At 55.7% G+C, this 26,638-nt stretch carries 24 protein-coding genes; 19 read left to right on the forward strand and 5 right to left on the reverse strand.

The features are described 5' to 3' along the window. Nucleotides 1-44: 44 nt before the first annotated feature. The 7 genes from fabF (at nt 45) to ptsG (ending at nt 7,409) form a co-directional block, all read left to right on the forward strand. Nucleotides 45-1,286 carry a beta-ketoacyl-ACP synthase II gene (gene fabF / locus L384_RS07340; protein ID WP_003857950.1) on the forward strand — a complete coding sequence of 414 codons (1,242 nt, stop codon included), beginning with the start codon at nt 45-47 and terminating at the stop codon, nt 1,284-1,286. A gap of 120 nt (nt 1,287-1,406) precedes the next feature. Then, nucleotides 1,407-2,216, forward strand: a complete 810-nt coding sequence (gene pabC, locus L384_RS07335; protein WP_023324454.1) for an aminodeoxychorismate lyase — start codon at nt 1,407-1,409, stop codon at nt 2,214-2,216. A gap of 2 nt (nt 2,217-2,218) precedes the next feature. Beyond that, nucleotides 2,219-3,241, forward strand: coding sequence for a cell division protein YceG (gene yceG / locus L384_RS07330; protein ID WP_023324455.1), 1,023 nt, complete (start codon nt 2,219-2,221; stop codon nt 3,239-3,241). Beyond that, complete coding sequence (gene tmk, locus L384_RS07325; protein ID WP_003857946.1) at nt 3,231-3,872, forward strand: dTMP kinase; 642 nt, start codon at nt 3,231-3,233, stop codon at nt 3,870-3,872. The genes yceG and tmk overlap by 11 nt, the downstream gene beginning before the upstream one ends. Next, nucleotides 3,869-4,873: a DNA polymerase III subunit delta' gene (gene holB, locus L384_RS07320; RefSeq protein ID WP_022650787.1), complete on the forward strand. Its 1,005-nt coding sequence runs from the start codon at nt 3,869-3,871 to the stop codon at nt 4,871-4,873. The genes tmk and holB overlap by 4 nt, the downstream gene beginning before the upstream one ends. Before the next feature lie 10 nt (nt 4,874-4,883). Beyond that, nucleotides 4,884-5,678 carry a metal-dependent hydrolase gene (locus L384_RS07315; RefSeq protein ID WP_023324456.1) on the forward strand — a complete coding sequence of 265 codons (795 nt, stop codon included), beginning with the start codon at nt 4,884-4,886 and terminating at the stop codon, nt 5,676-5,678. Nucleotides 5,679-5,975: 297 nt separating this feature from the next. Beyond that, nucleotides 5,976-7,409, forward strand: coding sequence for a PTS glucose transporter subunit IIBC (gene ptsG, locus L384_RS07310; RefSeq protein ID WP_003857942.1), 1,434 nt, complete (start codon nt 5,976-5,978; stop codon nt 7,407-7,409). A gap of 141 nt (nt 7,410-7,550) precedes the next feature. Here the strand turns inward: ptsG and fhuE are convergent, their stop codons facing one another. Continuing rightward, nucleotides 7,551-9,740 carry a ferric-rhodotorulic acid/ferric-coprogen receptor FhuE gene (fhuE, locus tag L384_RS07305; RefSeq protein ID WP_032628193.1) on the reverse strand — a complete coding sequence of 730 codons (2,190 nt, stop codon included), beginning with the start codon at nt 9,738-9,740 and terminating at the stop codon, nt 7,551-7,553. Between the two features lie 353 nt (nt 9,741-10,093). Here fhuE and hinT point away from each other — a divergent pair, with 353 nt between their 5' ends. From hinT to L384_RS07265, 8 genes are all read left to right on the forward strand, one after another. Beyond that, nucleotides 10,094-10,453 (forward strand): purine nucleoside phosphoramidase, encoded by a 360-nt coding sequence (gene hinT, locus L384_RS07300; protein ID WP_006809243.1) that lies wholly within the window; start codon nt 10,094-10,096, stop codon nt 10,451-10,453. Between the two features lies 1 nt (nt 10,454). Further along, nucleotides 10,455-10,829 carry a YcfL family putative periplasmic lipoprotein gene (locus L384_RS07295; RefSeq protein WP_003857939.1) on the forward strand — a complete coding sequence of 125 codons (375 nt, stop codon included), beginning with the start codon at nt 10,455-10,457 and terminating at the stop codon, nt 10,827-10,829. A gap of 13 nt (nt 10,830-10,842) precedes the next feature. Continuing rightward, entirely contained in the window at nt 10,843-11,487 is a 645-nt protein-coding gene (gene lpoB / locus L384_RS07290; protein WP_085929697.1) for a penicillin-binding protein activator LpoB, read from the forward strand. Then, nucleotides 11,468-12,292 carry a thiamine kinase gene (thiK, locus tag L384_RS07285; protein WP_023324458.1) on the forward strand — a complete coding sequence of 275 codons (825 nt, stop codon included), beginning with the start codon at nt 11,468-11,470 and terminating at the stop codon, nt 12,290-12,292. Before lpoB ends, thiK begins: the two co-directional genes overlap by 20 nt. 11 nt (nt 12,293-12,303) lie before the next feature. Then, nucleotides 12,304-13,329: a beta-N-acetylhexosaminidase gene (gene nagZ / locus L384_RS07280; RefSeq protein ID WP_003857934.1), complete on the forward strand. Its 1,026-nt coding sequence runs from the start codon at nt 12,304-12,306 to the stop codon at nt 13,327-13,329. A gap of 31 nt (nt 13,330-13,360) precedes the next feature. Then, a complete protein-coding gene (gene ycfP / locus L384_RS07275) occupies nt 13,361-13,903 on the forward strand; it encodes an alpha/beta hydrolase YcfP (RefSeq protein WP_006809239.1) in 543 nt (180 codons plus the stop codon). Nucleotides 13,904-14,139: 236 nt separating this feature from the next. Continuing rightward, nucleotides 14,140-15,444, forward strand: coding sequence for an NAD(P)/FAD-dependent oxidoreductase (locus tag L384_RS07270; protein ID WP_023324459.1), 1,305 nt, complete (start codon nt 14,140-14,142; stop codon nt 15,442-15,444). Between the two features lie 193 nt (nt 15,445-15,637). Then, nucleotides 15,638-16,177 (forward strand): glycine zipper 2TM domain-containing protein, encoded by a 540-nt coding sequence (locus L384_RS07265; protein WP_017384715.1) that lies wholly within the window; start codon nt 15,638-15,640, stop codon nt 16,175-16,177. A gap of 59 nt (nt 16,178-16,236) precedes the next feature. On the opposite strand, the gene comR is transcribed toward L384_RS07265, so the two are convergent. Further along, on the reverse strand, nt 16,237-16,872 hold the full coding sequence (gene comR / locus L384_RS07260) for a TetR family copper-responsive transcriptional repressor ComR (RefSeq protein WP_022650790.1): 636 nt from the start codon (nt 16,870-16,872) through the stop codon (nt 16,237-16,239). A gap of 245 nt (nt 16,873-17,117) precedes the next feature. Between comR and bhsA the strand changes: the two genes are divergently transcribed. Beyond that, a complete protein-coding gene (gene bhsA, locus L384_RS07255) occupies nt 17,118-17,375 on the forward strand; it encodes a multiple stress resistance protein BhsA (RefSeq protein ID WP_006809234.1) in 258 nt (85 codons plus the stop codon). Between the two features lie 77 nt (nt 17,376-17,452). Here the strand turns inward: bhsA and L384_RS07250 are convergent, their stop codons facing one another. The 3 genes from L384_RS07250 to L384_RS07240 all read right to left on the reverse strand — a co-directional run bounded on the left by L384_RS07250 (nt 17,453) and on the right by L384_RS07240 (nt 23,228). Next, the gene (locus tag L384_RS07250; RefSeq protein ID WP_022650791.1) at nt 17,453-18,418 is read right to left on the reverse strand and encodes a L,D-transpeptidase LdtC; all 966 of its coding nucleotides are present in this window, start codon (nt 18,416-18,418) and stop codon (nt 17,453-17,455) included. Nucleotides 18,419-18,562: 144 nt separating this feature from the next. Continuing rightward, nucleotides 18,563-22,009, reverse strand: a complete 3,447-nt coding sequence (gene mfd / locus L384_RS07245; RefSeq protein ID WP_023324460.1) for a transcription-repair coupling factor — start codon at nt 22,007-22,009, stop codon at nt 18,563-18,565. Nucleotides 22,010-22,154: 145 nt separating this feature from the next. Then, entirely contained in the window at nt 22,155-23,228 is a 1,074-nt protein-coding gene (locus tag L384_RS07240) for an acyltransferase family protein (protein WP_023324461.1), read from the reverse strand. Nucleotides 23,229-23,484: 256 nt separating this feature from the next. Here L384_RS07240 and lolC point away from each other — a divergent pair, with 256 nt between their 5' ends. From lolC to lolE, 3 genes are read left to right on the forward strand one after another with little or no spacing between them, the layout of a single operon-like run. Continuing rightward, nucleotides 23,485-24,684 (forward strand): lipoprotein-releasing ABC transporter permease subunit LolC, encoded by a 1,200-nt coding sequence (gene lolC / locus L384_RS07235; protein WP_017384712.1) that lies wholly within the window; start codon nt 23,485-23,487, stop codon nt 24,682-24,684. Continuing rightward, nucleotides 24,677-25,378: a lipoprotein-releasing ABC transporter ATP-binding protein LolD gene (lolD, locus tag L384_RS07230; RefSeq protein ID WP_023324462.1), complete on the forward strand. Its 702-nt coding sequence runs from the start codon at nt 24,677-24,679 to the stop codon at nt 25,376-25,378. The genes lolC and lolD overlap by 8 nt, the downstream gene beginning before the upstream one ends. Beyond that, nucleotides 25,378-26,622, forward strand: coding sequence for a lipoprotein-releasing ABC transporter permease subunit LolE (gene lolE, locus L384_RS07225; RefSeq protein ID WP_003857918.1), 1,245 nt, complete (start codon nt 25,378-25,380; stop codon nt 26,620-26,622). The genes lolD and lolE overlap by 1 nt, the downstream gene beginning before the upstream one ends. The last annotated feature ends 16 nt before the right edge of the window (nt 26,623-26,638 follow it).

The following is a 26,638-nucleotide window of genomic DNA, read 5'->3' on the forward strand; positions in this document are numbered from 1 at the left end:
TTGTCCCACGAATCTCTTTTTTTATCCCTCCCTGGAGGACAAGCGTGTCTAAGCGTCGTGTAGTTGTGACCGGACTTGGCATGTTGTCTCCTGTCGGCAATACCGTAGAGTCCACCTGGAAAGCTCTCCTTGCCGGTCAGAGCGGCATCAGCCTAATCGACCATTTCGATACTAGCGCCTATGCAACGAAATTTGCTGGCTTAGTAAAGGATTTTAACTGTGAAGAGATCATCTCGCGCAAAGAACAGCGCAAGATGGATGCCTTCATTCAATATGGAATTGTCGCTGGCGTTCAGGCCATGCAGGATTCTGGCCTTGAGATTACGGAAGAGAACGCGACCCGTATCGGCGCCGCTATCGGCTCCGGGATTGGCGGTCTTGGTCTGATTGAAGAAAACCATACATCTCTGATGAATGGCGGCCCGCGTAAAATCAGCCCGTTCTTCGTTCCGTCTACGATTGTCAACATGGTGGCAGGTCACCTGACCATTATGTTCGGCCTGCGTGGCCCAAGCATCTCAATCGCGACAGCCTGTACGTCTGGCGTGCATAACATCGGCCAGGCCGCGCGTATCATTGCGTACGGCGATGCAGATGCTATGGTTGCGGGCGGCGCTGAAAAAGCCAGTACCCCACTGGGCGTCGGTGGTTTCGGTGCAGCGCGTGCGCTCTCTACCCGAAACGATAATCCTCAGGCGGCGAGCCGTCCGTGGGATAAAGACCGTGATGGTTTCGTGCTGGGTGACGGTGCAGGCATGATCGTACTGGAAGAGTACGAACACGCGAAAAAACGTGGCGCGAAAATTTATGCTGAAGTTGTTGGCTTTGGCATGAGCAGCGATGCTTATCACATGACGTCTCCTCCAGAGAATGGCGCAGGTGCTGCGCTGGCGATGGAAAACGCCATCCGTGATGCGGGCATTACGCCGGCACAGATTGGCTACGTTAACGCGCATGGGACGTCTACCCCTGCGGGCGATAAAGCAGAAGCGCAGGCTGTTAAGTCTATCTTCGGCGAATCTGCCAGCCGTGTGCTGGTGAGCTCCACGAAATCCATGACCGGTCACCTGCTGGGCGCTGCGGGGGCAGTAGAGTCAATCTACTCTATTCTCGCGCTGCGCGATCAGGCTGTACCACCAACCATCAACCTGGATAACCCGGATGAAGGTTGCGATCTGGACTTCGTTCCTCACGAAGCGCGCCAGGTTAGCGGTATGGAGTATACCCTGTGTAACTCCTTCGGCTTCGGTGGGACTAACGGTTCTCTGATCTTCAAAAAGGTCTGAGTCTGGTTGGTCGCTGACGATAAAAAAGGTCCGCTTGCCGGGCCTTTTTTATTAGGCGAAATCCCCTTGTCCGGCTGTTCACATCCTGCCAGACTGAGCCTCCACGCATAAGGAGCCACTATGTTTTTGATTAATGGCCTTGAGCAAGACACGCTGCCGGCAAGCGACAGGGCGACCCAGTTTGGCGATGGCTGTTTCACGACTGCGCGTATTCTCGACGGTGACGTGTGCCTGCTCGGGGCCCATATCCTTCGTTTACAAAAAGCCTGCGAAACATTACTGATCCCCTTCTCGCAGTGGGACATTCTTGAAAGTGAGATGCGTCGGCTGGCGTCAGAAAAAGCAAGCGGCGCCCTGAAAGTCATTATCAGCCGCGGGAGCGGTGGCCGGGGCTATAGCGGTTCTGCCTGTCTGCATCCTACGCGGATCCTTTCCGTTTCAGATTATCCTTCCCATTATGCGCACTGGCGTGAAGAGGGCGTAGCCCTGGCGCTAAGTCCGGTACGTCTGGGAAGAAACCCGATGCTCGCTGGCATAAAACACCTCAACCGCCTTGAACAGGTGCTAATTCGTACTCATCTTGAGCAGACGGAGGCCGGGGAGGCGCTGGTTCTTGACAGCGAAGGGTACATTACGGAATGCTGTGCGGCTAATTTACTCTGGCGGAAGGGTAGTGACGTGTTCACGCCTTCGCTGGAGCAGGCCGGCGTCAACGGCATTATGCGGCAGTTTTGTATGCACCAGCTGGCACGCGCAGGCTTTCGTGTTGTCGAAGTCAACGCTAAGGAAGAGGCGCTGTTGGCTGCCGATGAAGTTGTTATCTGCAATGCGCTGATGCCCGTTGTCCCCGTTCGCGCTTATGGCCGCAAATGCTGGTCATCCCGCGAGCTGTTCCAGTTTCTGGCCCCGTTATGTGAGCAAACCAGGTAGTCATGAAGAAAATGTTACGCTTTGCCCTCCTTCTGATCGTTGCGTTAGGTATCGCTGGCGGAGCAGGAGTGTGGAAAGTCCGTCAGCTGGCGGAGAGTCAGATCCTGATAAAAGACGAGACGATTTTTACCCTGAAAGCGGGGACCGGGCGGCAGGCGCTTGGTCAGCAGCTGTATGACGACAAAATTATCAATCGCCCACGCGTATTCCAGTGGCTGCTGCGTATTGAACCGGACCTGTCCCATTTCAAGGCCGGTACCTATCGCTTTACCCCTGGCATGACCGTGCGCGAGATGCTGCAACTGCTGGAAAGTGGTAAAGAAGCCCAGTTCCCGCTGCGTTTCGTGGAAGGTATGCGTCTGAGCGATTACCTCAGGCAGCTGCGTGACGCGCCGTACATCAAGCATACGCTGAAAGATGACCGCTACCAGACCGTGGCAGACGCCTTAAAATTCGAACATCCCGAGTGGGTGGAAGGCTGGTTCTGGCCCGATACGTGGATGTATACGGCAGGCACGACGGATGTGGCCATTCTGAAGCGCGCGCACAACAAAATGGTCGCGGCGGTAGACGCTGCCTGGGAAGGGCGAGCAGAAGGCCTGCCTTATAAAGATCAAAACCAGTTCATGACGATGGCCTCGATCATCGAGAAAGAGACGGCCGTTGCTGCCGAACGTGACCAGGTTGCCTCGGTGTTTATTAACCGTCTGCGCATCGGCATGCGTTTGCAAACCGATCCTACCGTCATCTACGGCATGGGCGAAAACTACAACGGCAGGATTTCCAGAAAAGATCTGGAGACGCCAACGGCGTATAATACCTACGTGATTAGCGGCCTGCCGCCTGGACCGATTGCGACGCCGAGTGAAGCATCGTTGAAGGCCGCCGCGCACCCGGCCAAAACGCCGTATCTCTATTTTGTGGCTGACGGAAAAGGGGGGCACACGTTCAATACCAACCTGGCCAGCCACAATCGCTCCGTTCAGGACTATCTGAAGGCACTTAAGGAAAAAAATGCGCAGTAAATACATTGTCATTGAGGGACTCGAAGGGGCGGGCAAAACAACTGCCCGTAACGTGGTGGTGGATACGCTTACGTCGCTTGGCGTTGCCGACATGGTCTTCACCCGCGAGCCGGGCGGTACGCAGCTGGCGGAAAAACTGCGCAGCCTGGTTCTGGATATCAAATCCGTTGGCGATGAAGTTATTACCGACAAAGCGGAAGTGCTGATGTTCTATGCGGCGCGCGTTCAGCTGGTGGAGACGGTGATCAAACCCGCTCTGGCAGAAGGGAAATGGGTGATTGGCGATCGCCACGATCTCTCAACCCAGGCATATCAGGGCGGTGGCCGGGGTATCGACCAGACCATGCTGGCTACGCTTCGCGACGCGGTTCTGGGCGATTTCCGTCCTGACCTGACGCTGTATCTGGACGTGACCCCTGAGGTGGGCCTGAAGCGCGCCCGTGCCCGCGGCGAACTGGACCGCATTGAACAGGAATCTTTTGATTTCTTTAACCGCACCCGTGCGCGTTATCTGGAGCTGGCCGGGCAGGACAAGACCATTCGTACCATCGATGCGACGCAATCCCTTGAAGACGTTACGCGTGATATTCAGCAGACAGTTACGCAGTGGCTACAGGAGCAGCAGGCATGAAATGGTATCCATGGTTGCGCCCACACTTTGAACAGCTGATCGGCAGCTATCAGGTTGGTCGGGGGCATCATGCGTTACTGATCCAGGCGCTTCCGGGAATGGGTGATGATGCGTTGATTTACGCCATCACCCGCTTTCTGATGTGCCAACAGCCGGAAGGACATAAAAGCTGCGGTAAGTGCCGGGGTTGCCAGCTCATGCAGGCGGGCACGCATCCTGACTATTACACCCTCGAACCCGAGAAAGGCAAAAATACGCTCGGTATCGACGCGGTGCGTGAGGTCAGTGAGAAACTGTACGAATATGCGCGTCTGGGCGGGGCGAAAGTGGTGTGGCTGAAAGACGCCGCGCTGCTCACGGAAGCCGCAGCCAACGCCCTGTTAAAAACCCTGGAAGAGCCGCCAGAGAACACCTGGTTTTTCCTCTCCTGCCGCGAGCCGGAACGCTTGCTGGCGACGCTGCGCAGTCGCTGCCGTCTTCACCACCTCGCTGTCCCTCAGGAATACTGGTCGCTCGCCTGGCTTGAGCGAGAAGTGACGGTGTCACAAGACGCGGCGCGCTCGGCGTTGCGCCTGTGCAGCGGTGCGCCTGCGGCTGCGCTGGCCTTATTGCAGCCGGAGGTGTGGTCCCAGCGTGAAACGCTGTGTCGTGCGGTTGAATCAGCCCTCGACAGCCATGACTGGCTGAGCATGCTGCCAGCGCTGAACAGCGATCAGGCTCCGGAACGGCTGCATTGGCTGGCCGCACTGCTGCTGGATGCGCTCAAAATTCAGCAGGGGGCTACGCTTCTGACTAACCCTGACGTGTGGGCGTTGGTCACCACACTGGCGAATCGCCTGTCAGGGCAGTCGCTGCACGCTATCCTTCATGATATCTGCCAGAGTCGTGAACAACTTTTGACGGTAACCGGTCTCAATCGCGAGCTTTTACTGACCGACCAGTTACTGCGTATCGAACACTACCTGCAACCGGGTGTCATACCGCCGGTTTCCCACCTCTGAGAGAGACATTATGTTTTTAGTCGACTCACACTGCCATCTCGATGGCCTGGATTATCAATCCCTGCATAAAAATGTGGACGACGTGCTGGCGAAAGCCGCCGCGCGCGATGTGAAATTTTGCCTGGCCGTAGCGACCACGCTGCCGGGTTACCGCTCCATGCGTGAACTGGTAGGCGAGCGCGATAATGTCGTCTTCTCCTGCGGCGTGCATCCGCTGAATCAGGATGAAGCTTACGACGTTGAGGATTTACGCCGTCTTGCCGCAGAAGAGGGCGTAGTGGCGATGGGCGAGACCGGTCTGGACTATTTCTACACCCCCGAAACAAAACCTCGCCAGCAGGAATCCTTCCGCAACCACATCCGTGTTGGCCGTGAGCTGAATAAGCCGGTTATCGTTCATACCCGCGATGCGCGCGCCGACACGCTGGCGATCCTGCGGGAAGAAAAGGTGACGGATTGCGGTGGCGTACTACACTGTTTCACAGAAGACAGAGAAACGGCGGGTAAGCTGCTTGATTTAGGCTTTTATATTTCATTCTCGGGGATTGTCACGTTCCGCAATGCTGAGCAACTGCGTGATGCGGCGCGCTATGTTCCGCTGGATCGTATCCTGGTGGAAACCGATTCCCCGTACCTGGCGCCGGTGCCTCATCGCGGCAAAGAGAATCAGCCAGCGATGACCCGGGATGTCGCTGAGTATATGGCCGTTCTGAAAGGTGTCAGTATTGAAGAGCTGGCTCGCGTGACAACGGAAAACTTCGCCAGCCTGTTCCATATCGACCCCGCCCGCCTGCAATCTGTCTGATACACCTGTTATTTTTAGGCTCGTAATTAATAAGTAAAACGAGTAAAGTTCACCGCCTCATTTGGGGCGGTGATGGCGTTTTTAGACACATCCAGACATGCTTTATGTAAATATCTGCAAGTTTTTTGGCCGTCTTGAACTGAAACGTGATAGCCGTCAAACAAACTCAGAGGGAATTATTTTACTCTGTGTAATAAATAAAGGGCGCTTAGATGTCCTGTCCACGGCGCGGTACTCCCCCCGGGCCAATGCGTGAAAACGTAAAAAAAGCACAAATACTCAGGAGCACTCTCAATTATGTTTAAGAATGCATTTGCTAACCTGCAAAAGGTCGGTAAATCGCTGATGCTGCCAGTATCCGTACTGCCTATCGCAGGTATCCTGCTGGGTGTCGGTTCTGCAAACTTCAGCTGGCTGCCAGCCGTAGTTTCCCACGTGATGGCCGAAGCAGGTGGTTCTGTTTTTGCTAACATGCCGCTGATCTTCGCTATCGGTGTTGCTCTGGGCTTCACCAATAACGACGGTGTATCCGCTCTGGCGTCCGTTGTTGCTTACGGCATCATGGTGAAAACCATGGCTGTGGTTGCGCCGCTGGTCCTGCATTTACCTGCTGAAGAGATTGCCGCTAAGCACCTGGCAGACACCGGTGTTCTCGGTGGTATCATCTCCGGTGCGATTGCAGCGTACATGTTTAACCGCTTCTATCGCATCAAGCTGCCTGAGTATCTGGGCTTCTTCGCGGGTAAACGTTTTGTGCCGATCATTTCTGGTCTGGCCGCGATTTTCACCGGTGTTGTCCTGTCCTTCATCTGGCCACCAATCGGTACGGCAATCCAGACCTTCTCTCAGTGGGCGGCTTACCAGAACCCGGTTGTGGCGTTCGGTATCTACGGCTTCATTGAGCGCTGCCTGGTACCATTTGGTCTGCATCACATCTGGAACGTTCCATTCCAGATGCAGATTGGTGAATACACCAACGCAGCAGGCCAGGTGTTCCACGGCGACATCCCACGCTACATGGCGGGTGACCCAACGGCAGGTAAACTGTCTGGTGGCTTCCTGTTCAAAATGTACGGTCTGCCAGCTGCCGCAATTGCGATTTGGCACTCTGCTAAACCAGAGAACCGTGCAAAAGTGGGCGGTATCATGATCTCCGCAGCGCTGACCTCGTTCCTGACCGGTATCACCGAGCCGATCGAGTTCTCCTTCATGTTCGTTGCGCCGATCCTGTACATCATCCACGCGGTACTGGCAGGTCTGGCATTCCCAATCTGTATCCTGCTGGGTATGCGTGACGGTACGTCCTTCTCTCACGGTCTGATCGACTTCATCGTTCTGTCCGGTAACAGCAGCAAGCTGTGGCTGTTCCCAATCGTGGGTGCAGGCTACGCAGTGGTGTACTACACCGTCTTCCGCGTGCTGATCAAAGCACTGGACCTGAAAACGCCGGGTCGTGAAGATGCAACGGAAGACAGCAAAGCCGGTGCGACCAGCGAAATGGCGCCTGCTCTGGTAGCTGCTTTCGGCGGTAAAGAGAACATCACTAACCTGGACGCGTGTATCACTCGTCTGCGTGTGAGCGTTGCCGACGTTGCGAAAGTAGACCAGCCGGGTCTGAAAAAACTGGGCGCAGCGGGCGTCGTTGTTGCAGGTTCTGGTGTTCAGGCAATCTTCGGTACTAAATCCGATAACCTGAAAACTGAAATGGATGAGTACATCCGCAACAACTAAGCTGTGACCTGGGGAGACTAAGGCAGCCGAATGGCTGCCTTTTTTATTATTGCGGCTTGTGGTGCCGGGTGGCGGCTGCGCCTTACCTGGCCTACGTGATGGGTAGGCCCGGTAAGCGCAGCGCCACCGGGCTTCTGTCACTCAGAAATCGTAGCTCGCGCTCACCGAGACGTTCAGCGGCGCGCCATACACCGCATACGATCCGACGTAGTCGTAATACTCTTTGTCGAACAGGTTGTTGACGTTAGCCTGTACCGCAAAATCTTTGGTGACCTGATAACGGCTGAACAGGTTCACCAGCCCATAGCTGCCTTGCTCCGCGCGGGAACGTCCTGCCGGGCCGCCTTCCACGTCCGTCCACACTTTGTTCTGCCAGTTTACGCCACCGCCCACGGTCAGTTCCGGCAGCATTGGCAACTGATAGCGGGTGAAGAGCTTCATGGTTGTGCGCGGCTGATCGGAGCTGACGGCGTTGCCATTCTTATCTTCTGCGATGTAACGCGTCGCGCCGAAGGTCAGCTGCCAGTTATCGGTCAGGGCACCGTTGAGCTCGAACTCGACCCCTTTGCTGACCACCCCGTCCAGCGATTCATAGATCGACTCACCGCTCGGCATGTAGGTGTAGGTATTGCTGGCGACGTTATCCTGCTCAATGCGGAAAATCGCCAGTGAGGTGGTGAGGCGGGTATTAAACCAGTCTGCCTTCACCCCGGCTTCGTAGCTTTTGCCCGTGGTAGGGTCGAGATAACGTCCGTTGGCATCGCGCTTATCCTGCGGCTGGAAGATAGAGGTATAGCTGACGTAGGTCGACCAGTCCTCATTGATGTCATACACCAGGCCAGCGTACGGCGTGACATCATCTTTGGTGCTTTCCAGACGGGTATTCGGCGATCCTGCCGGGTTATAACGAATATTGTATTGGGTGTAGCGCGCGCCCAGGATCAGGTGCAGCGGATCGGCCAGCGAGAAACGAGCCGAAGAATAGGCTGAAGACTGGCGAATATCATCCTTGCTGTAGAGTTTCCACGGCGTCCACTGCGGATCGGCGATGTTCCCGTTCCAGTTCTTAAAGTTGCCGACATCCACCATGCCGTATACCGCATCCGGCATGGAGTTGTCGTAATGGTTACGTTGACGGCTGAAGCTGCCGCCGAACATCATTTCATGTTGACGACCAAAGAGATCGAAGCCGCCGCGCAGGAAGGCGTCGACCGCATCCTGTTTACGTTCCCCGCGGTTCCAGCCGCCGTAACCCACCAGGCCCGCGCCGGTCTCTTTATCCGGATAGCCGGACATATACATCAGCTTAGAGTCAAAGTTGGTTTCAGCATGCATGCCGTTGATGTGCGCTTCCCAGCCATTATCGAAACGCTGGGTCAGGTTAGCGAAGATGCGGGTGCTGTCTTTATCCGAATAGGCCCAGTCAGGCGCGACGGTCTGGCTGCGATTGTAGTTAGTCTTACTTCCGTCGCTGCACCAGGTCGGCAGTCCGCCCCAGGTTGGGTCGGCGGTATGGCTTTCCTGATACTCATACCCTACCGAGAGAGTCGTGCTGTCGGTGACATCCGCGTCCATCACGCCGTAGAGGAATTTCTTCCGGTAGTGGTAGTTATCCACGAAGCTGTCGTTGTCCTGATAACCGGTGATCAGACGACCCCGTACCTTACCTGACTCTACCAGCGGCGCCTGGAGATCCAGCACGTAGCGCTGCTTGTCCCAGCTGCCGTAGCTGGCGGAGACGTTACCTTTAAATTCCGGGCTGTCCGCGTGCTTACGCACCATATTAACGTACGCCGCCGGGTTCCCCGTGCCGGACATCAGGCCGGTGGCGCCGCGAACCACTTCAATGCGGTCATAAATCGCGGTATCGGCGGCGGTATCACCAAAGTTCCACACTTCACTGATGGAGGTTGGCAGGTCGTCATAGGCGTAGTTGCTGACGAAAAAGCCGCGTGAGTAAAACACGGTACGGTCGCTGTCCTGCACCTGGGCCGTAATGCCCGTGGTGTTCGTCAGCACCTGTCCGATGGATTGCAGATTCTGGTCAGCCATACGTTGCTGGCTGATAACGCTGACGGACTGTGGGATGTCGCGGGGAACCAACAACAGTTTGGTGCCGGTGGTGGTGGTTTTTACGCTGTAATCCTGATCCTGGCTGGCAGAAAGATCCTGTGTGTTGTCAAAACCCCCGTCAACGACAACGGTATCTTCGGTGGTTGAAGCAGCGAAAGCGGCGGTTGGCGTCAATGCCATAGCAATGCAGGCGGCCAGCAACGAAGGTGTTGCGGCAGGCTGACGTTGCCCATCCCTGGTGTGATTAATGAAAGACATCATCAAACCCTTAGTGAATGGTGAAGGTATTTCGCGACAGTCCCGCTAGCACGGGCTGACGTCGTTTTCTATGTTAAAAATGCGCATGAAAATGCAAATGCGAAATATACGCATTGTGATTAACGCTGTAAACAGATGTTTCGGGATGAACTGAAATAAGGTTTCAGAAAAGAAATGTCCTAAAGCGATGCCTCTTCAGCCAGATGGGGGACAATCAGGAAAGAAATCACGGGAGAAGGTTGAAAGGACAGGAGAAACTCGCTCATACTCTTGTCTTGTGTCACGCAGTAAATCAGACAATGTGTGTTAACAACGGACGCACGACGCCAGATTAAACTTAAAAGGAAAAGGTCATGGCTGAAGAAACGATTTTCAGTAAAATTATCCGCCGCGAAATTCCGTCGGATATTGTCTATCAGGATGAACTGGTCACGGCTTTCCGCGACATTTCTCCCCAGGCGCCGACGCACATCCTTATTATTCCCAATATTCTGATCCCGACCGTTAATGACGTTAAAACCGAGCATGAAGTGGCGCTGGGCCGTATGCTGACGGTGGCCGCGAAAATCGCTGAGCAGGAAGGGATTGCTGAAGACGGATACCGTTTGATCATGAACTGTAATCGCCATGGCGGCCAGGAAGTCTATCATATTCATATGCATCTGCTGGGTGGACGTCCACTGGGACCGATGCTGGCACATAAAGGTCTTTAATATGTTAACTGGGCGTATTGCAGCGCTGATCGTGACGCTGGTAATGGTTGGGTGCAGCGCGCGTCCCGCCATCCCGGTCAGTGAAGAACAGACGCTGGTGATGGAGTCCTCAGTGCTTGCTGCGGGCATCACGGCGGAGAAGCCTTCGCTGACCATAAGCGAAATCCAGTCTTCAGCCTCTTCTACGCTCTATAACGAAAGGCAAGAGCCAGTGACGGTGCATTATCGCTTCTACTGGTATGACGTGAGAGGTCTTGAGATGCACCCGCTTGAGGCGCCGCGCAGCGTGACCATCCCGGCAAGATCGTCGGTCACGCTCTACGGCAGCGCCAGCTATCTGGGTGCACATAAGGTGAGACTTTATCTTTATTTGTAAGGAGTGAACCTTGATTAAAACAATGAGCCGTTATGCGCTCCTGAGTGCCTTTGCACTCTTTCTGGCGGGTTGTGTGACGCGAACGGAAGAACCTGCACCGGTGGATCAGGCGAAGCCGGGAACGGAACAGCCAACAACGCCAGCGCAGCCTGTTCCAACCGTGCCGTCTGTACCGACCATTCCGGCGCAGCCTGGCCCGATCGAACATCCGGACGACACCGCACAGCCTGCGCCGCGAGTACGCCACTATGACTGGAATGGCGCAATGCAGCCGATGGTGGGCAAAATGTTGCAGGCACAGGGTGTTACGCCCGGCAGCGTGCTGCTGGTGGACAGCGTGAACAACCGTACAAACGGTTCCCTGAATGCGGGAGAAGCGACGGAAACCCTGCGCAACGCGCTGGCAAACAACGGTAAATTTACGCTGGTCTCTGCTCAGCAGCTCGCGGTCGCCAAGCAGCAGCTTGGTCTGTCGCCTCAGGACAGCCTGGGTTCGCGCAGTAAAGCGATTGGTATTGCCCGCAACGTTGGCGCGCAGTATGTCCTTTATTCTAACGCGACAGGCAACGTGAACACGCCGTCGTTGCAGATGCAGTTAATGCTGGTTCAGACCGGCGAAATTATCTGGTCAGGTAAAGGTGCCGTTACGCAACAATAAGCGCACGCGTCATGAGGTCCTGACGCGTTATTTCCCTCAATACCATGTTATCGCGCCGCAAGCCCCCGCCGGGCTTGGCGGCGCGAGTTGCATTATTGAGCATGGCGACCATCGGCTGGTTTTACGTCAGCATCACGATGCCGCCGCGCCTGCCTCCCATTTTCGTCGCCAGTTCCGCGCCCTGAAGCGCCTGCCCGCCGACCTTGCGCCACAACCTCATCTCTTTATCAGAGACTGGATGGCGGTGGCGTTTATTGCGGGTGAGATCAAAAGCGAGCTTCCCGATACGCCTGCGCTGGCAGCCATGCTGTATCATCTGCATCGCCAGCCGCGTCTGGGCTGGCGGGTAACGTTACTTCCTTTGCTGGATCACTACTGGCAGCAGGCTGCGCCTGGACGACGCACGCCCTACTGGCTGGCGCAGCTTAAGCGGTTGCGTAAAGCGGGAGAGCCGCAGGCGTTACGTCTGGCGCCGCTGCATATGGATGTCCACGCGGGGAATATCGTTCATACCACGGCAGGCGAGAAACTTATCGACTGGGAATATGCCGGAGACGGTGACGTGGCGCTCGAACTTGCTGCGGTCTGGATGCCTGATGAGGCGTCGCGCGAGCAGCTGATAACCGCCTATGCCCGAAACGCCAACATCAATGCGCTCACCCTTGCGCGGCAGGTCGCGCGCTGGCGTCCGTGGGTGTTGATGCTGATGGCGGGATGGTTTGAAATGCGCCTTCAGCAGACAGGTGACAAACAATTTATTGCGCTGGCAAATGATGCCTGGCGTCAGTTACAAACGAAAGGATAAGAGAGGTTGGTGTGGGTCCAGTAATGTTGGATGTCGAAGGGTTTGAGCTGGATGCGGAAGAGCGCGAAATTCTGGCACATCCGCTGGTAGGGGGGCTGATTCTTTTCACCCGCAATTATCATGATCCGGAGCAGTTGCGTGAGCTGGTTCGCCAGATCCGTGCGGCGTCGCGCAATCACCTGGTGGTGGCCGTAGACCAGGAAGGTGGGCGTGTGCAGCGTTTCCGCGAAGGGTTTACCCGTTTACCCGCCGCGCAATCTTTTGCTGCGCTGCTGGGGATCGAAGAGGGCGGTCAACTGGCGCAGGATGCCGGCTGGCTGATGGCCAGCGAGATGATCGCCATGGATATCGACATCAGCTTCGCCCCGGTGCTGGACGTAGGACACATTAGCGCGGCAATTGGTGAGCGTTCGTATCATGACGATCCGCGTATTGCGCTGGCAATGGCGACGCGCTTTATTGACGGTATGCATGCTGCGGGCATGAAAACCACCGGCAAACATTTCCCGGGCCACGGGGCGGTGACGGCGGATTCCCATAAAGAAACCCCGCGCGATCCGCGCCCGGAAGCAGACATTCGCGCTAAAGATATGTCGGTTTTCCGCTCGTTGATCGCTGATAACAAGCTGGATGCCATCATGCCTGCGCACGTCATCTACAGTGAGGTCGATCCGCGTCCGGCCAGCGGCTCTCCACACTGGCTGAAAACCGTGCTGCGTCAGGAGTTAGGCTTCAATGGCGTAATTTTCTCTGACGATTTATCCATGGAAGGGGCGGCGATTATGGGTAGCTATGCCGAACGTGGGCAGGCTTCGCTGGATGCGGGTTGCGATATGATCCTCGTCTGCAATAATCGTAAAGGGGCGGTGAGCGTGCTGGATAACCTGTCGCCGATCAATGCTGAACGTGTTACACAATTGTATCATAAAGGTTCATTTAGTCGTCAGGAGCTGATGGACTCGGCGCGCTGGAAAACGGTAAACGCCCGGCTTGAAGCCCTGAACGAGCGCTGGCAGGCACATAAAGCAGCCCTTTAATTCATCCCGGAAGGCGTAGCGTGGTGAGACGATGATCATCTATTTACACGGTTTTGACTCAAACAGTCCTGGTAATCATGAGAAAGTGCTGCAATTGCAGTTTATCGATCCGGATGTCCGGCTGATCAGTTACAGCACACGTCATCCGAAGCATGACATGCAGCATCTGCTTAAAGAAGTGGATAAAATGTTGCAGCTCAATATCGACGATCGCCCGCTGATCTGCGGCGTGGGGTTAGGAGGATACTGGGCAGAGCGCATCGGTTTTTTGTGCGATATCCGTCAGGTCATTTTTAATCCTAACCTGTTTCCGAACGAAAACATGGAAGGCAAAATCGATCGCCCGGAGGAGTACGCCGACATCGCAACCAAATGCGTGAGCAATTTCCGTGAAAAGAACCGCGATCGGTGTCTGGTGATCCTCTCCCGCAACGATGAAGCGCTGAACAGCTCCCGCGCCGCCGAGCTTCTGCACCATTACTACGAAATTGTCTGGGACGAAGAGCAGACCCACAAGTTCAAAAACATTTCCCCGCACTTGCAGCGTATTAAAGCCTTTAAAACGCTGGGCTGATCTCCCTGAACCTGATAAAGGCTCGGTACGTGAAAGCGTACCGGGCCTCTTTTTTGTCAGAGTTGTCTACTTTTAAACCATCAAAACTTGATACATATCAATTTTGGTATGACCAATGCGCCTGACGTGCTATTCTCAATGAATCTGAACGGTTTCAGCGCAGTAACCTGTTGTTAATTAAGGGTTATTTATATAACTTTTAATTAACAATTGGTTAATAATTTGAGGGGGTCACGTTGACTACGCCATTGAAAAAGATAGTGATTGTCGGCGGTGGTGCTGGCGGACTGGAGCTGGCGACGCAGCTGGGTAAGAAACTGGGTCGCGGTAAGAAAGCCAAAATCACGCTGGTGGATCGTAACCACAGCCATCTGTGGAAGCCGTTACTGCACGAAGTGGCGACCGGGTCGCTGGATGAGGGCGTGGATGCGCTCAGCTATCTGGCGCATGCGCGTAACCACCACTTCCAGTTCCAGCTGGGTTCGGTGGTGGATATCAATCGTGAAAACAAAACCATCACGCTGGCTGAGCTGCGTGATGATAAAGGCGAGTTGCTGGTTCCTGAGCGCAAGCTGGCCTATGACACGCTGGTGATGGCCCTGGGCAGTACCTCCAATGATTTCAACACCCCAGGCGTAAAAGAGCACTGCATCTTCCTGGATAACCCGCATCAGGCGCGTCGTTTCCATCAGGAGATGCTTAACCTGTTCCTGAAGTACACCAACAACATGGGTGCTAACGGCAAGGTCAACATTGCTATCGTGGGCGGCGGCGCAACGGGCGTTGAATTATCGGCGGAGTTGCACAATGCGGTCAAACAGCTGCACAGCTACGGCTACAAAGGGCTGACTAACGAAGCGCTGAATGTGACGCTGGTGGAAGCAGGTGAACGCATTCTGCCTGCGCTTCCGCCGCGTATTTCCGGCGCGGCGCACAACGAGCTGACTAAACTGGGCGTGCGCGTGCTGACCCAGACCATGGTGACCAGCGCGGATGAGGGCGGCCTGCATACCAAAGACGGCGAGTACATCCAGGCCGACCTGATGGTCTGGGCTGCGGGGATCAAAGCGCCTGATTTCATGAAAGATATCGGTGGGCTGGAGACAAACCGCATTAACCAGCTGGTGACAGAGCCGACGCTGCAAACCACGCGCGATCCGGACATCTTCGCCATCGGCGACTGTGCCTCCTGCGCACGTCCGGAAGGCGGATTTGTACCGCCTCGCGCTCAGGCTGCGCACCAGATGGCAAGCCTCGTGCTGCATAACATCCTGGCGCGGATAAAAGGCAAACCGATGAAAGCCTATGTCTACAAAGACCACGGCTCTCTGGTGTCGCTCTCAAACTTCTCCACCGTGGGCAGCCTGATGGGTAACCTGATGCGCGGCTCCATGATGGTGGAAGGGCGCATCGCCCGCTTCGTGTACATTTCTCTGTACCGTATGCACCAGATTGCGCTGCACGGCTACTTCAAAACCGGCCTGATGATGCTGGTTGGCCGCATCAACCGCGTGATCCGTCCACGCCTGAAGCTGCACTAATTTCTCTCTCCCTCCGGACCCTCCGGAGGGAATTCTTAGCACATCATGCTGTGCATTTCCCTCCTGACGCTTAAGAGTTCTCTTAAACCCACGTTGTCCCGGCCAACAACCCTGATTTTGATCCTTTATCTTATTGGCGAAGCGTTTATTGCGCTGCAAAATTGCTACCAATTGCAACAAAGGAGGAAGTCCCGTGAATAAATCAATGTTGGCGGGTATAGGGATTGGCGTCGCAGCTGCGTTAGGTGTGGCTGCCGTTGCCAGTCTGAACGTACTTGATCGTGGCCCGCAGTATGCGCAGGTGGTTTCCGCTACACCGATCAAAGAGACGGTCAAGACGCCTCGTCAGGAGTGCCGTAATGTTTCTGTCACCCATCGTCGTCCGGTTCAGGATGAAAACCGTATCGCTGGCTCCGTGCTGGGCGCGGTTGCTGGTGGGGTGATTGGTCATCAGTTTGGTGGCGGCCGTGGTAAGGATGTCGCGACGGTGGTTGGTGCGTTGGGTGGCGGTTATGCCGGTAACCAGGTGCAGGGCGCGATGCAGGAAAATGATACCTACACCACAACGCAGCAGCGCTGTAAAACCGTGTATGACAAGTCTGAAAAAATGTTGGGCTACGACGTAACCTACAAAATTGGCGATCAGCAGGGCAAAATCCGCATGGATAAAGATCCTGGTACGCAGATCCCTCTCGACAGCAATGGTCAGCTGATACTGAATAACAAAGTGTAAAAAAGATGTTCTCTGAACTTAGCTCCTCATGCGCTCAGGCTGAGGAGCTTTTTTTTGCGTCAGAGTTTAAGAAGTTCAGGCCACAGGCGCAGCGTTGTGTGCGTAATCCCCTGCAATTTTTCCAGCGTCGCGCCTTCACGGGCGCTGATGGACATCCCCTGTAAAATACAGCTCAGATACTGGGCCAGCTCCTGCGGACGGCAATGCGCCGGGATTTCGCCGCGCAGCTGACGCTGAGCCAGAAACGTGCTGAGCGTCTCCTCCTGCATCGCATGTCGCGATTTGACCGTGTTGGCAATCTCTTTAGACGATGCCGCGAGGGTCGCGGAGGTGTTGATCATAAAACACCCCGCAGGCGTGTCCTTGCTGGTATAGCAGGTCGCGATTGCCGTGAAATAATCCTGTAATGCCTGCTCAACCGTTTTTTCTTCACAGAATAGCTGGGCTTCATGTTTTGCCGCGAAGCGCGAGATGTATCTGTCCAGAACGGCCCGGAATAAGCCTTCTTTGTTGGTGAACTCTGCGTACAGGGTAGGGGCTTTAGCACCCGTAGCTTCCACGAGATCGGAAAGCGACGTGGCTTCATACCCATGCTGCCAGAAGAGCGTCATGGCCTTATCGAGCGCCGCATCCCTGTCGAACACTTTTGGTCGGCCACGGCTTTTCTTTGCGCAACGCGTGACATCGGTTGTCATGTGCCGTTGGTCCTCTGTTGTTTTGTTGAATAGTCATTATAAAAATAAACGTCTGCAACGACCAGCGGTGATTTCTGAAAAATAATTTAATTTTATCTTTTTGAAATATAAGGCAAATGAAATTAATTTAACGACCATTATAAAAATGAGTTGACGTGTGACCTGGATCACATCTATCATTTACCTATCGATCGTTAACTAAATAACTAACGACCACTACATCATCTGCCTAAAGGTATAAAATCATGAAAAACGTTAAAACCCTCATCGCTGCCGCCGTTCTGAGTTCACTCTCTTTCGCAAGCTTCGCTGCTGTTGAAGTGCAATCCACTCCAGCAGACCAGCAGAAAGTCGGTACCATCTCTGCCACTGCCGGGACTAACCTGGGCTCTCTGGAAGATCAGCTGGCGCAAAAAGCTGACGAAATGGGTGCGAAATCATTCCGCATCACCTCTGTGACCGGTCCTAACACCCTGCACGGTACCGCAGTTATCTACAAATAAGCGTAACGCAACCCTCCGTTATGCCACTGCAATAAAAAACGCCCTGCTGATGCAGGGCGTTTGTCGTTATTGCTGCTTTACATTGACTGCTGAGCAACCTCATGATGCCGCGTAACATCGGTTGGCATCCCCGAACGTGCTTCCATCGCCCGCTCCATCACTGCGCCATCGGTGTTGGCATTCGTTTTAAAGCTCACCATCGAGGCATTCAGATTAATCGGCAGCGTCTGCGGATCGTCATTGATGTTTTTCGATAGCGGCTGGTGGATCTCAACCAGACGGACGCCACCTGGCTCTTCAGACACTTTAATCGGCGTATTAATGATATTCACTTTCGTGCCAGGGGCGATCACGCGGTAGAGCGTTTTGATATCGTCATCGCGCAGGCGAATGCAGCCGGAGCTGACGCGCATCCCGATCCCGAAATCCGCATTCGTTCCGTGCAGAAGATAAACCCCACCATATGCCGCCAGGCGAATTGCATGATGTCCCATCGGATTATCCGGGCCAGCAGGTACCACGGCGGGCAGGTCGATACCTTGAGCTTTATAACGGGCGCGAATGTTTGCCGTCGGGGTCCAGGTAGGATTAGCGCGCTTATCAGAGACGGTGGTGACCATGGTAGGTGTGAGCGTATCGCCCCCCAGTTGACCAATACCGATAGGGTAGACGGTCACTTCGTTCTTGCCCGGCGGGTAGTAATACAGACGTAGCTCGGCGAGGTTAATCACAATGCCCTGACGCGGCGCGTCCGGCAGGATGGTTTGCAGCGGAATCGTCAGTACGCTGCCCGCCCGGGGCACGTACGGATCTACGCCCGGGTTGGCCTGCAACAGCGCCAGGAACCCGACGTTATATTTTTTGGCAATCGCTTCCAGCGAGCCGCCATCGTTTTCAACCACGTGAAAGCGGTTTTCACCTACGACGTTGCTGCCGGCGGGCGGAAGAGGCCAGGTATTGGCGCGAGCAGGGAGCGCGACGGCAACCGTCGCGGCCAGCGCAACCAGAGTTAACCAGCGGGTAAAACGCGAAGAAATCATCATTATGATAATCCATACAAATGATAAGGTTATTGTTTTATAAGGCGTTAATGATAATTATGGCGAATGTATAGTCGGGAAGATCGGGCGAAGTGCAAAGAGTTTGTAAATTGTCCCCCACCAGCCGGGCGCTGGCGGGGGAAACCGTTATGCGATGGCGTTCTCTTCCAACTGACGCATAAAGTTACGCACCCAGTCCATGCGGGTTTTACGTTCCGTCAGATCCTGAGTAAATTTCAGACGCGTAGGGCCATCAAGACGGAAATGCTGCGGCTGTTTTTGCAGGAGGCCAATCAGCCACATCGGATCGACGTGGTTCTTTTCGGCAAACTCAATTACGCCGCCTTTCTCATTGCCTTCAAGTTTGCGAATGCCCAGCTTCTGCGCCTGCTGACGCAGGCGGGCAATATCCAGCAGGTTGCGCGCCGCATCGGGCAATATCCCAAAACGGTCAATCAGTTCGACTTTGATCTCTTCCAGCTCGCCTTCGCTTTTCGCGCTGGCAATGCGTTTGTAGAACGACAGACGGGTATTCACGTCAGGAATAAAATCATCCGGCAGCAGGGAAGGCATGCGCAGTTCCACTTCGGTCTGCTGGCTGGTGAGATCTTCCAGAGACGGTTCACGTCCGGCTTTAAGCGCGTCGACGGCATTTTCCAGCAGCTCCATATACAGCGAGAAACCGATGGTTTCCATGGAGCCGCTCTGGTCTTCACCCAGCAGCTCACCGGCGCCGCGGATCTCCAGGTCGTGGGTCGCCAGCGCAAAGCCAGCGCCCAGATCTTCCAGCGAGGCGATCGCTTCCAGACGCTTTTGCGCGTCGGTGGTCATTGCCTTCGGATGCGGCGTCAGCAGCCAGGCGTAGGCCTGATGGTGCGAACGCCCGACCCGCCCGCGCAGCTGGTGCAGCTGAGCCAGGCCGAAGTGATCCGCCCGTTCGATGATGATGGTGTTCGCCGTCGGAATGTCGATTCCGGTCTCAATGATGGTGGTACACACCAGCACGTTAAAGCGCTGGTGGTGGAAATCGTTCATTACCCGCTCCAGCTCGCGCTCGCGCATCTGGCCGTGACCAATGGCGATGCGCGCTTCCGGCACCAGCTCTGCCAGCCTGTCGGCGGCTTTCTGAATATTTTCAACGTCGTTGTACAGGTAATAGACCTGGCCACCGCGCAGCACTTCACGCAGGATCGCCTCGCGCACCACCAGATTGTCGTACTCGCGAACAAAGGTTTTCACCGCCAGACGGCGCGCCGGTGGGGTAGCGATTATCGACAGATCGCGCATGCCGCTCATCGCCATGTTCAGGGTGCGCGGGATCGGCGTTGCGGTCAGGGTCAGAATGTCGACGTTGGCGCGCATCGCTTTGATGCGCTCTTTGTGGCGCACCCCGAAGCGGTGCTCTTCGTCAACGATCAGCAACCCCAGATCTTTCCACTTCACGTCACTTTGCAGCAGCTTGTGAGTGCCGATCAGAATATCAATTTTGCCTTCACTTGCCTGTTCCAGGATCTGCGTCTGCTCTTTGGCACTGCGGAAGCGGGACAACATTTCGATACGTACCGGCCAGTTGGCGAAGCGGTCGCGGAAGTTGTCGAAGTGCTGCTGGGCAAGAAGGGTGGTCGGCACCAGCACCGCCACCTGCTTGTTGTTCTCAACCGCCAGGAAAGCGGCGCGCATCGCCACCTCGGTTTTACCGAAGCCCACGTCGCCGCAGACTAAGCGATCCATCGCCAGCGGCTGGCACATGTCGCTCAGCACGGCGTTGATGGCCTGGGCCTGATCCGGCGTAGTTTCAAACGGGAAGCTGTCGCAGAACAGCTGGTACTGCTCTTTATCATGCTTAAACGCATACCCTTCTTTGGCCGCACGCTGAGCGTAAATATCCAGCAGCTCGGCGGCCACGTCGCGCACTTTTTCCGCCGCTTTCTGGCGTGCACGCGCCCAGGCATCGCCGCCCAGCTTGTGCAGCGGCGCATTCTCTTCCGCGCCCCCGGCGTAGCGGCTGATCAGATGCAGGGACGACACCGGAACATACAGCTTGGCGTCGTTAGCGTAGGTCAGCATCAGGTATTCACCTTTGATGCCACCTGCTTCGAGGGTGGTCATCCCCTGATAGCGACCCACACCGTGTTCCAGGTGAACAATCGGCTGACCGGGGTGCAGTTCGGCCAGGTTGCGGATCAGGGTGTCCGGGTTGATGGTGCGACGGCTGTCCTGACGACGGCGCGCGACGCGCTCGCCCAGCAGGTCGCTTTCACATATCAACGCCAGGTTATTGAGCGTATCAATGAATCCGTGCTCGGCGGCGCCGATCATCAGGTAACGGCCATTTCCGGTCGCTTCGCTCAGGCGAAGAATACGCTTTGGCGCGACTTTGATCCTTCCCAGCAGTTCGCCCAGCGCTTCACGGCGACCTTCACTTTCAACGGAGAAGACCACCGGCCCGGTGAAGGACTCAAGAAACTTGCGCAGATTATCGAGCGGGGATTTCTGCTGCGCCTGAACGGCCAGGTCAGGCAGCATCCGGAAGGCGAGGTTAGTGTTGGCGGCCTTATCGGCAAGCGAATCGGTTTTGAGCTGCATACGCGGCCAGCGTTTCAGCTCGGCGTTGAGCTCGTCGGTACGCAGCCACAGCATTTCCGGCGGCAGCAGCGGACGCATCGGGTCAACGCCCCGGTTTTCAAAGCGGGCGCGCGTTTCGCTTTCAAAGCGGCTGGCACTGGCGTCGATATCCCCGGTGTTAACAATCAGCGTATTCGCCGGTAAGTAGCTGAACAGCGCCGGCAGCGGTTCGTTAAAGAACAGGGGCTGCCAGTACTCGATCCCGGCCGGAAGGGTGCCTTTGCTGACCTGCTGGTAGATATGTTCGGCATCACGCTTCACGTCGAACCTGTCGCGCCACTGGCTGCGGAACAGTTCGATGGCGGTTTTATCCGTCGGGAACTCATGGGCGGGCAGCAGATTAATAGAGTCCACTTCCTCCAGCGTGCGCTGGGTGTCGGCGTCGAACACGCGCAGGCTGTCGATCTCATCATCGAAGAAATCCAGACGGTACGGCTGATCGCTGCCCATCGGATAGAGATCAAGCAGCGCACCGCGCGTCGCGTATTCGCCGTGCTCCATCACCTGATCGACATGTCGATAGCCGGCTCCATCCAGCTGCACGCGCAGGGCATCGCGCGACAGGCGCTGGCCTTTTTTCATCACCAGCGCATGGCCGTGCAAATAGCTGTGCGGGCAGACGCGCTGCATCAGGGTATTCACCGGCACAATCAGCACGCCGCGCTGCATGGTGGGGAGCTGATACAGCGTCGACAGGCGCGAGGAGATGATCTCCTGGTGCGGAGAGAAACTGTCGTAGGGAAGCGTTTCCCAGTCGGCCAGGCTGAATACCAGACTGTCGGTGAACTGACGAATTTCGTCGTGCAGGCGCAGGGCGTTTTGCATGTCCGGGGCAACCAGCACCACCGGCCCTGGATGCCGCTCGGCAATTTCCGCCACCAGCGTGGCGCAGGCCGCGCCTGTCAGTTCGCCCAGCTGGCGTTGGTCACCTGCTTTTACAGGCAAGGAAAAACGATAGTGTTCAGGCATGGCTATGTCAGAGTCTCTTGGGGATATACCAACAGTATTGGGGCATATCACTGATACGCAATGTCTTTATTATCCTCGATCGTTATGCATAAGCAAATCGTAACCGCACAAGAGGGAAAGTGCCCCCGGATGGGGGCCGAGGAGATTAACGGGTAGCAGTCTGTGGAGAAAGCCGCGCGGGAGGGGAGAAGAAAAGGTCGCCAAAGAGGGCGGTTGAGAGCTTACGTGCCCCCAGCCCAACCAGCGTGCAGACGAGCAGGCTGATAAACGGATAGACCAGAATCAGCGTTAACTCCGCCCAGATCGGCCAGTACGCCGCATTCATTTCGCGAATCAGGAGCAGGCTAAACGCCTCAATTAAAATGCGGTGGGTGGTATAAATCGCGATGGTGTTTGAACCGATGACGTTCAGCAGATTATTGGGATGAACGGCATAACGCTGCTCGAAGCTGTAAAAGAGCTTCATGATGACTACGATCGACAGCAGTGAGAGCGGCAGAGGAACATTAGCGAACCACAGCACTACCGACACCGCGCCAGAGGCGATAAGTACCAGCCAGCTGCGGCGCAAATTCATCCCTTTCATCCACGCCATCAACTGCGCGCCGTACCATGCGCCGAGGCTGTAGTAGATCATGTTGCGCACCACGCTGTTCATTCCCCACCACGGTAACGGCAGGAAGTTGATGGCGATGCTTGCCAGCGCCAGAATCCCCAGCATCGGCAGTTTCCAGCGGCTCAGCAGCTTACAGAGCGTAAAGTAGACCACTAACGCGTACAAATACCACAGGCTGGTGCTGGCCGTGAGCATTCCCAGTACAAACCCTGAAACGGAATCGGCGTAGGCCGCATTGGATGCTGTCGCCAGTTCTCGCTCGGGGGCGAGCCAGGCATTCAGATGGGTCAGCGCCTGCCATTGCAGGACGCCCCACAGGGCCAAAACCCAGACGATGCTCCAGATCCGCTTGTCGAGACTGGTGCGCCAGTTCACCTCGTCAATATAACGACGGATCAAATAGCCGGAGATAAAGAAAAACACCGGCATACGGAACGGGGCAAGGTAAAGATTAAAGTAGACCCAGCATTTGGCGAGCAGGCCCGATAACGGATGCTGTAGCCCGTCAAGGTGAGGATAAAAGGTGATCACCGAGTGGTAAATTACCACCAGGCAGATGCACAGGCCTTTTATCTGGTTAATCCATAATGCTTTTTGTTTCATGGTGCGTGACGACCTTGTTGCCATAAACGAAACGCCGATTGTTGTAAAATGAAGCCCTGATGTAATGGGTAACAGTCTGTATCAGGACGATTTTCGGAAAAGGTGGAGGCTGTCTGGCGGAAGTTCAGTCAGTAGCATGATGATTTATCTGAATTTTTCGGAAAAATGATTACCGAATCTTACGGTTTCAGTCATTTACGCTTAACGGATTCGCTTATATACTCGTGGGTCTGCTATCAGCAAACAGACGGATTTCATGTATCAACCTGTCGCACTCTTTATAGGCTTACGTTACATGCGTGGGCGCGCCGCGGACCGCTTCGGTCGCTTTGTCTCCTGGCTTTCGACTATTGGCATTACGCTTGGCGTGATGGCACTGGTGACGGTGCTTTCCGTCATGAACGGCTTCGAGCGCGAGCTGCAAAACAATATCCTGGGGCTGATGCCGCAGGCCGTTCTCTCTTCCACTCAGGGTTCCGTTAATCCGCAACAGCTGCCGGAAAGCGCGGTGAAGTTACAGGGTGTCACGCGCGTTGCGCCGCTCACGACGGGCGATGTGGTGCTGCAAAGCGCCCGTAGCGTGGCGGTCGGGGTGATGCTGGGTATCGATCCCGCGCAAAAAGATCCGCTGACGCCGTTCCTGGTCAATGTGAAACAAACCGACCTGGAAGCGGGTAAATACAACGTCATCCTCGGCGAGCAGCTTGCCGGGCAGCTCGGGGTCAACCGTGGCGATCAGCTGCGCGTGATGGTGCCGTCAGCCAGTCAGTTTACGCCGATGGGGCGTCTGCCAAGCCAGCGCCTGTTCAACGTGATTGGCACGTTTGCGGCGAACAGCGAAGTTGATGGTTACCAGATGCTGGTGAACATTCAGGACGCCTCGCGTCTGATGCGCTACCCCGCGGGAAATATTACCGGCTGGCGTCTGTGGCTTGATGCGCCGCTGAAGGTGGATACCCTTAGCCAGCAGACGTTACCGGAAGGGACGAAATGGCAGGACTGGCGCGACCGGAAAGGCGAACTGTTCCAGGCCGTGCGCATGGAGAAAAACATGATGGGGCTGCTGCTGAGCCTGATCGTGGCCGTTGCCGCGTTTAATATCATCACCTCGCTCGGGCTGATGGTGATGGAGAAGCAAGGCGAAGTCGCCATTCTGCAAACCCAGGGGCTGACTCCGCGCCAGATCATGGCGGTATTTATGGTCCAGGGCGCCAGCGCCGGCATCATCGGCGCGCTGCTCGGCGCGGCGCTGGGGGCGCTGCTCGCCAGCCAGCTCAACAATCTCATGCCGATTATCGGCGCGCTGCTTGATGGCGCGGCGCTGCCGGTGGCTATCGAGCCGCTCCAGGTGGTCGGTATTGCGCTGGCCGCGATGGCCATTGCGCTGCTTTCTACGCTTTATCCTTCCTGGCGGGCTGCCGCCACTCAACCCGCTGAGGCTTTACGTTATGAATAAGATCCTGTTGCAGTGCGACAACCTGTCCAAACGCTATCAGGAAGGCACTGTGCAGACCGACGTGTTGCACAATGTGAGTTTTAGCGTGGGCGAAGGCGAGATGATGGCGATTGTCGGCAGCTCCGGCTCCGGTAAAAGTACGCTGTTGCACCTGCTTGGCGGGCTGGACACGCCAACCGAAGGCGATGTGATCTTCTCCGAGCAGCCGCTGAGTAAAATGTCGTCTACGGCGAAAGCCGAGCTGCGTAACCGTGAGCTGGGTTTTATCTACCAGTTCCACCATCTGCTGCCGGACTTTACGGCGCTGGAAAACGTCGCAATGCCGCTGCTGATTGGTAAAAAGAAACCCGCGGAAATTAATGCCCGCGCCAGCGACATGCTAAAAGCGGTAGGGCTGGGTCATCGCGGGAATCACCGTCCGTCTGAGCTTTCCGGCGGTGAGCGTCAGCGTGTGGCCATCGCCCGTGCGCTGGTCAACAACCCGCGCCTGGTGCTGGCGGATGAACCGACAGGTAACCTCGATGCGCGTAACGCAGACAGCATTTTCCAGCTTCTCGGCGAACTGAACGCCGCGCAGGGAACCGCGTTTCTGGTGGTCACCCACGATTTACAACTGGCTAAGCGGATGGGGCGTCAGCTGGAAATGCGCGACGGTCGTCTGAATGCTGAACTGACGCTGATGGGAGCGGAGTAATGGCTTCACCGTTATCGTTACTCATCGGGTTACGCTTTAGCCGCGGTCGTCGCCGGAGCGGGATGGTTTCCCTTATCTCCGTGATCTCCACCATCGGTATCGCCCTAGGCGTGGCGGTGCTGATTGTGGGCTTAAGCGCCATGAATGGCTTTGAGCGTGAACTGAATAACCGCATTCTGGCCGTTGTCCCTCACGGTGAAATCGAGCCGGTTAACCAGCCGTGGTCCAACTGGCAGGATGCCCTGAACAAAGTGGAAAAGGTGCCCGGTATTGCGGCGGCTGCACCTTACATTAACTTTACCGGGCTGGTAGAGAGCGGGGTAAACCTGCGCGCCATTCAGGTGAAAGGGGTAAATCCTCGTCAGGAAGAGCGTCTGAGCGCGCTGCCGCGCTATGTGCAAAATGGCGCATGGGCAAACTTTAAGGCCGGCGAGCAGCAGATTATCATGGGCAAAGGCGTTGCCGATGCGCTGAAGGTGAAGCAGGGCGACTGGGTCTCGATCATGATCCCGAACGCCAGCGCTGATCACAAATTGCAGCAGCCTAAGCGCGTACGTCTGCACGTCACCGGTATTTTGCAGCTGAGCGGCCAGCTCGATCACAGCTTCGCGATGGTGCCGCTGGAAGATGCACGCCAGTATCTGGATATGAGCGACAGCGTGACGGGCATTGCCATTAAGGTTAACGACGTCTTCAACGCCAATAAACTGGTGCGTGACGCTGGCAGCGTGACCAATAACTATGTCTACATCAAAAGCTGGATCGGCACTTACGGGTATATGTACCGTGATATCCAGATGATCCGCGCGATTATGTATCTGGCGATGGTGCTGGTGATTGGGGTGGCGTGTTTTAATATCGTCTCGACGCTGGTGATGGCCGTTAAGGATAAGAGCGGCGACATCGCCGTGCTGCGTACCTTAGGGGCGAAAGACGGTCTTATTCGCGCCATCTTCGTCTGGTACGGTTTACTGGCGGGGCTGTTTGGCAGCCTCTGCGGCGTGGCGATCGGCGTGGTGGTTTCCCTTCAGCTGACGCCGATTATCAACGGGATTGAAGCGCTTATTGGCCATCAGTTCCTGTCAGGCGATATCTATTTTATTGACTTCCTGCCGTCTGAACTGCACTGGCTGGACGTTATTTATGTGCTGGTTACAGCACTTTTACTGAGTCTGCTGGCAAGCTGGTATCCGGCGCGTCGCGCTAGCCGAATTGATCCGGCGAGGGTATTAAGTGGCCAGTAATTTCGTCATGGTTTAG

The organism is Enterobacter sp. MGH 38, assembly GCF_000492855.1.
GTDB lineage: Bacteria > Pseudomonadota > Gammaproteobacteria > Enterobacterales > Enterobacteriaceae > Enterobacter > Enterobacter hormaechei_C.

Excerpts from the sequence above, each read along its gene's own strand:
- pabC (WP_023324454.1), top strand. The coding sequence starts at position 1,407 with ATGTTTTTGATTAATGGCCTTGAGCAAGACACGCTGCCGGCAAGCGAC.
- yceG (WP_023324455.1), top strand. The coding sequence starts at position 2,219 with ATGAAGAAAATGTTACGCTTTGCCCTCCTTCTGATCGTTGCGTTAGGT.
- tmk (WP_003857946.1), top strand. The coding sequence starts at position 3,231 with ATGCGCAGTAAATACATTGTCATTGAGGGACTCGAAGGGGCGGGCAAA.
- holB (WP_022650787.1), top strand. The coding sequence starts at position 3,869 with ATGAAATGGTATCCATGGTTGCGCCCACACTTTGAACAGCTGATCGGC.
- L384_RS07315 (WP_023324456.1), top strand. The coding sequence starts at position 4,884 with ATGTTTTTAGTCGACTCACACTGCCATCTCGATGGCCTGGATTATCAA.
- ptsG (WP_003857942.1), top strand. The coding sequence starts at position 5,976 with ATGTTTAAGAATGCATTTGCTAACCTGCAAAAGGTCGGTAAATCGCTG.
- fhuE (WP_032628193.1), bottom strand. The coding sequence starts at position 9,740 with ATGTCTTTCATTAATCACACCAGGGATGGGCAACGTCAGCCTGCCGCA.
- hinT (WP_006809243.1), top strand. The coding sequence starts at position 10,094 with ATGGCTGAAGAAACGATTTTCAGTAAAATTATCCGCCGCGAAATTCCG.
- L384_RS07295 (WP_003857939.1), top strand. The coding sequence starts at position 10,455 with ATGTTAACTGGGCGTATTGCAGCGCTGATCGTGACGCTGGTAATGGTT.
- ycfP (WP_006809239.1), top strand. The coding sequence starts at position 13,361 with ATGATCATCTATTTACACGGTTTTGACTCAAACAGTCCTGGTAATCAT.
- comR (WP_022650790.1), bottom strand. The coding sequence starts at position 16,872 with ATGACAACCGATGTCACGCGTTGCGCAAAGAAAAGCCGTGGCCGACCA.
- bhsA (WP_006809234.1), top strand. The coding sequence starts at position 17,118 with ATGAAAAACGTTAAAACCCTCATCGCTGCCGCCGTTCTGAGTTCACTC.
- L384_RS07250 (WP_022650791.1), bottom strand. The coding sequence starts at position 18,418 with ATGATGATTTCTTCGCGTTTTACCCGCTGGTTAACTCTGGTTGCGCTG.
- mfd (WP_023324460.1), bottom strand. The coding sequence starts at position 22,009 with ATGCCTGAACACTATCGTTTTTCCTTGCCTGTAAAAGCAGGTGACCAA.
- L384_RS07240 (WP_023324461.1), bottom strand. The coding sequence starts at position 23,228 with ATGAAACAAAAAGCATTATGGATTAACCAGATAAAAGGCCTGTGCATC.
- lolC (WP_017384712.1), top strand. The coding sequence starts at position 23,485 with ATGTATCAACCTGTCGCACTCTTTATAGGCTTACGTTACATGCGTGGG.
- lolD (WP_023324462.1), top strand. The coding sequence starts at position 24,677 with ATGAATAAGATCCTGTTGCAGTGCGACAACCTGTCCAAACGCTATCAG.
- lolE (WP_003857918.1), top strand. The coding sequence starts at position 25,378 with ATGGCTTCACCGTTATCGTTACTCATCGGGTTACGCTTTAGCCGCGGT.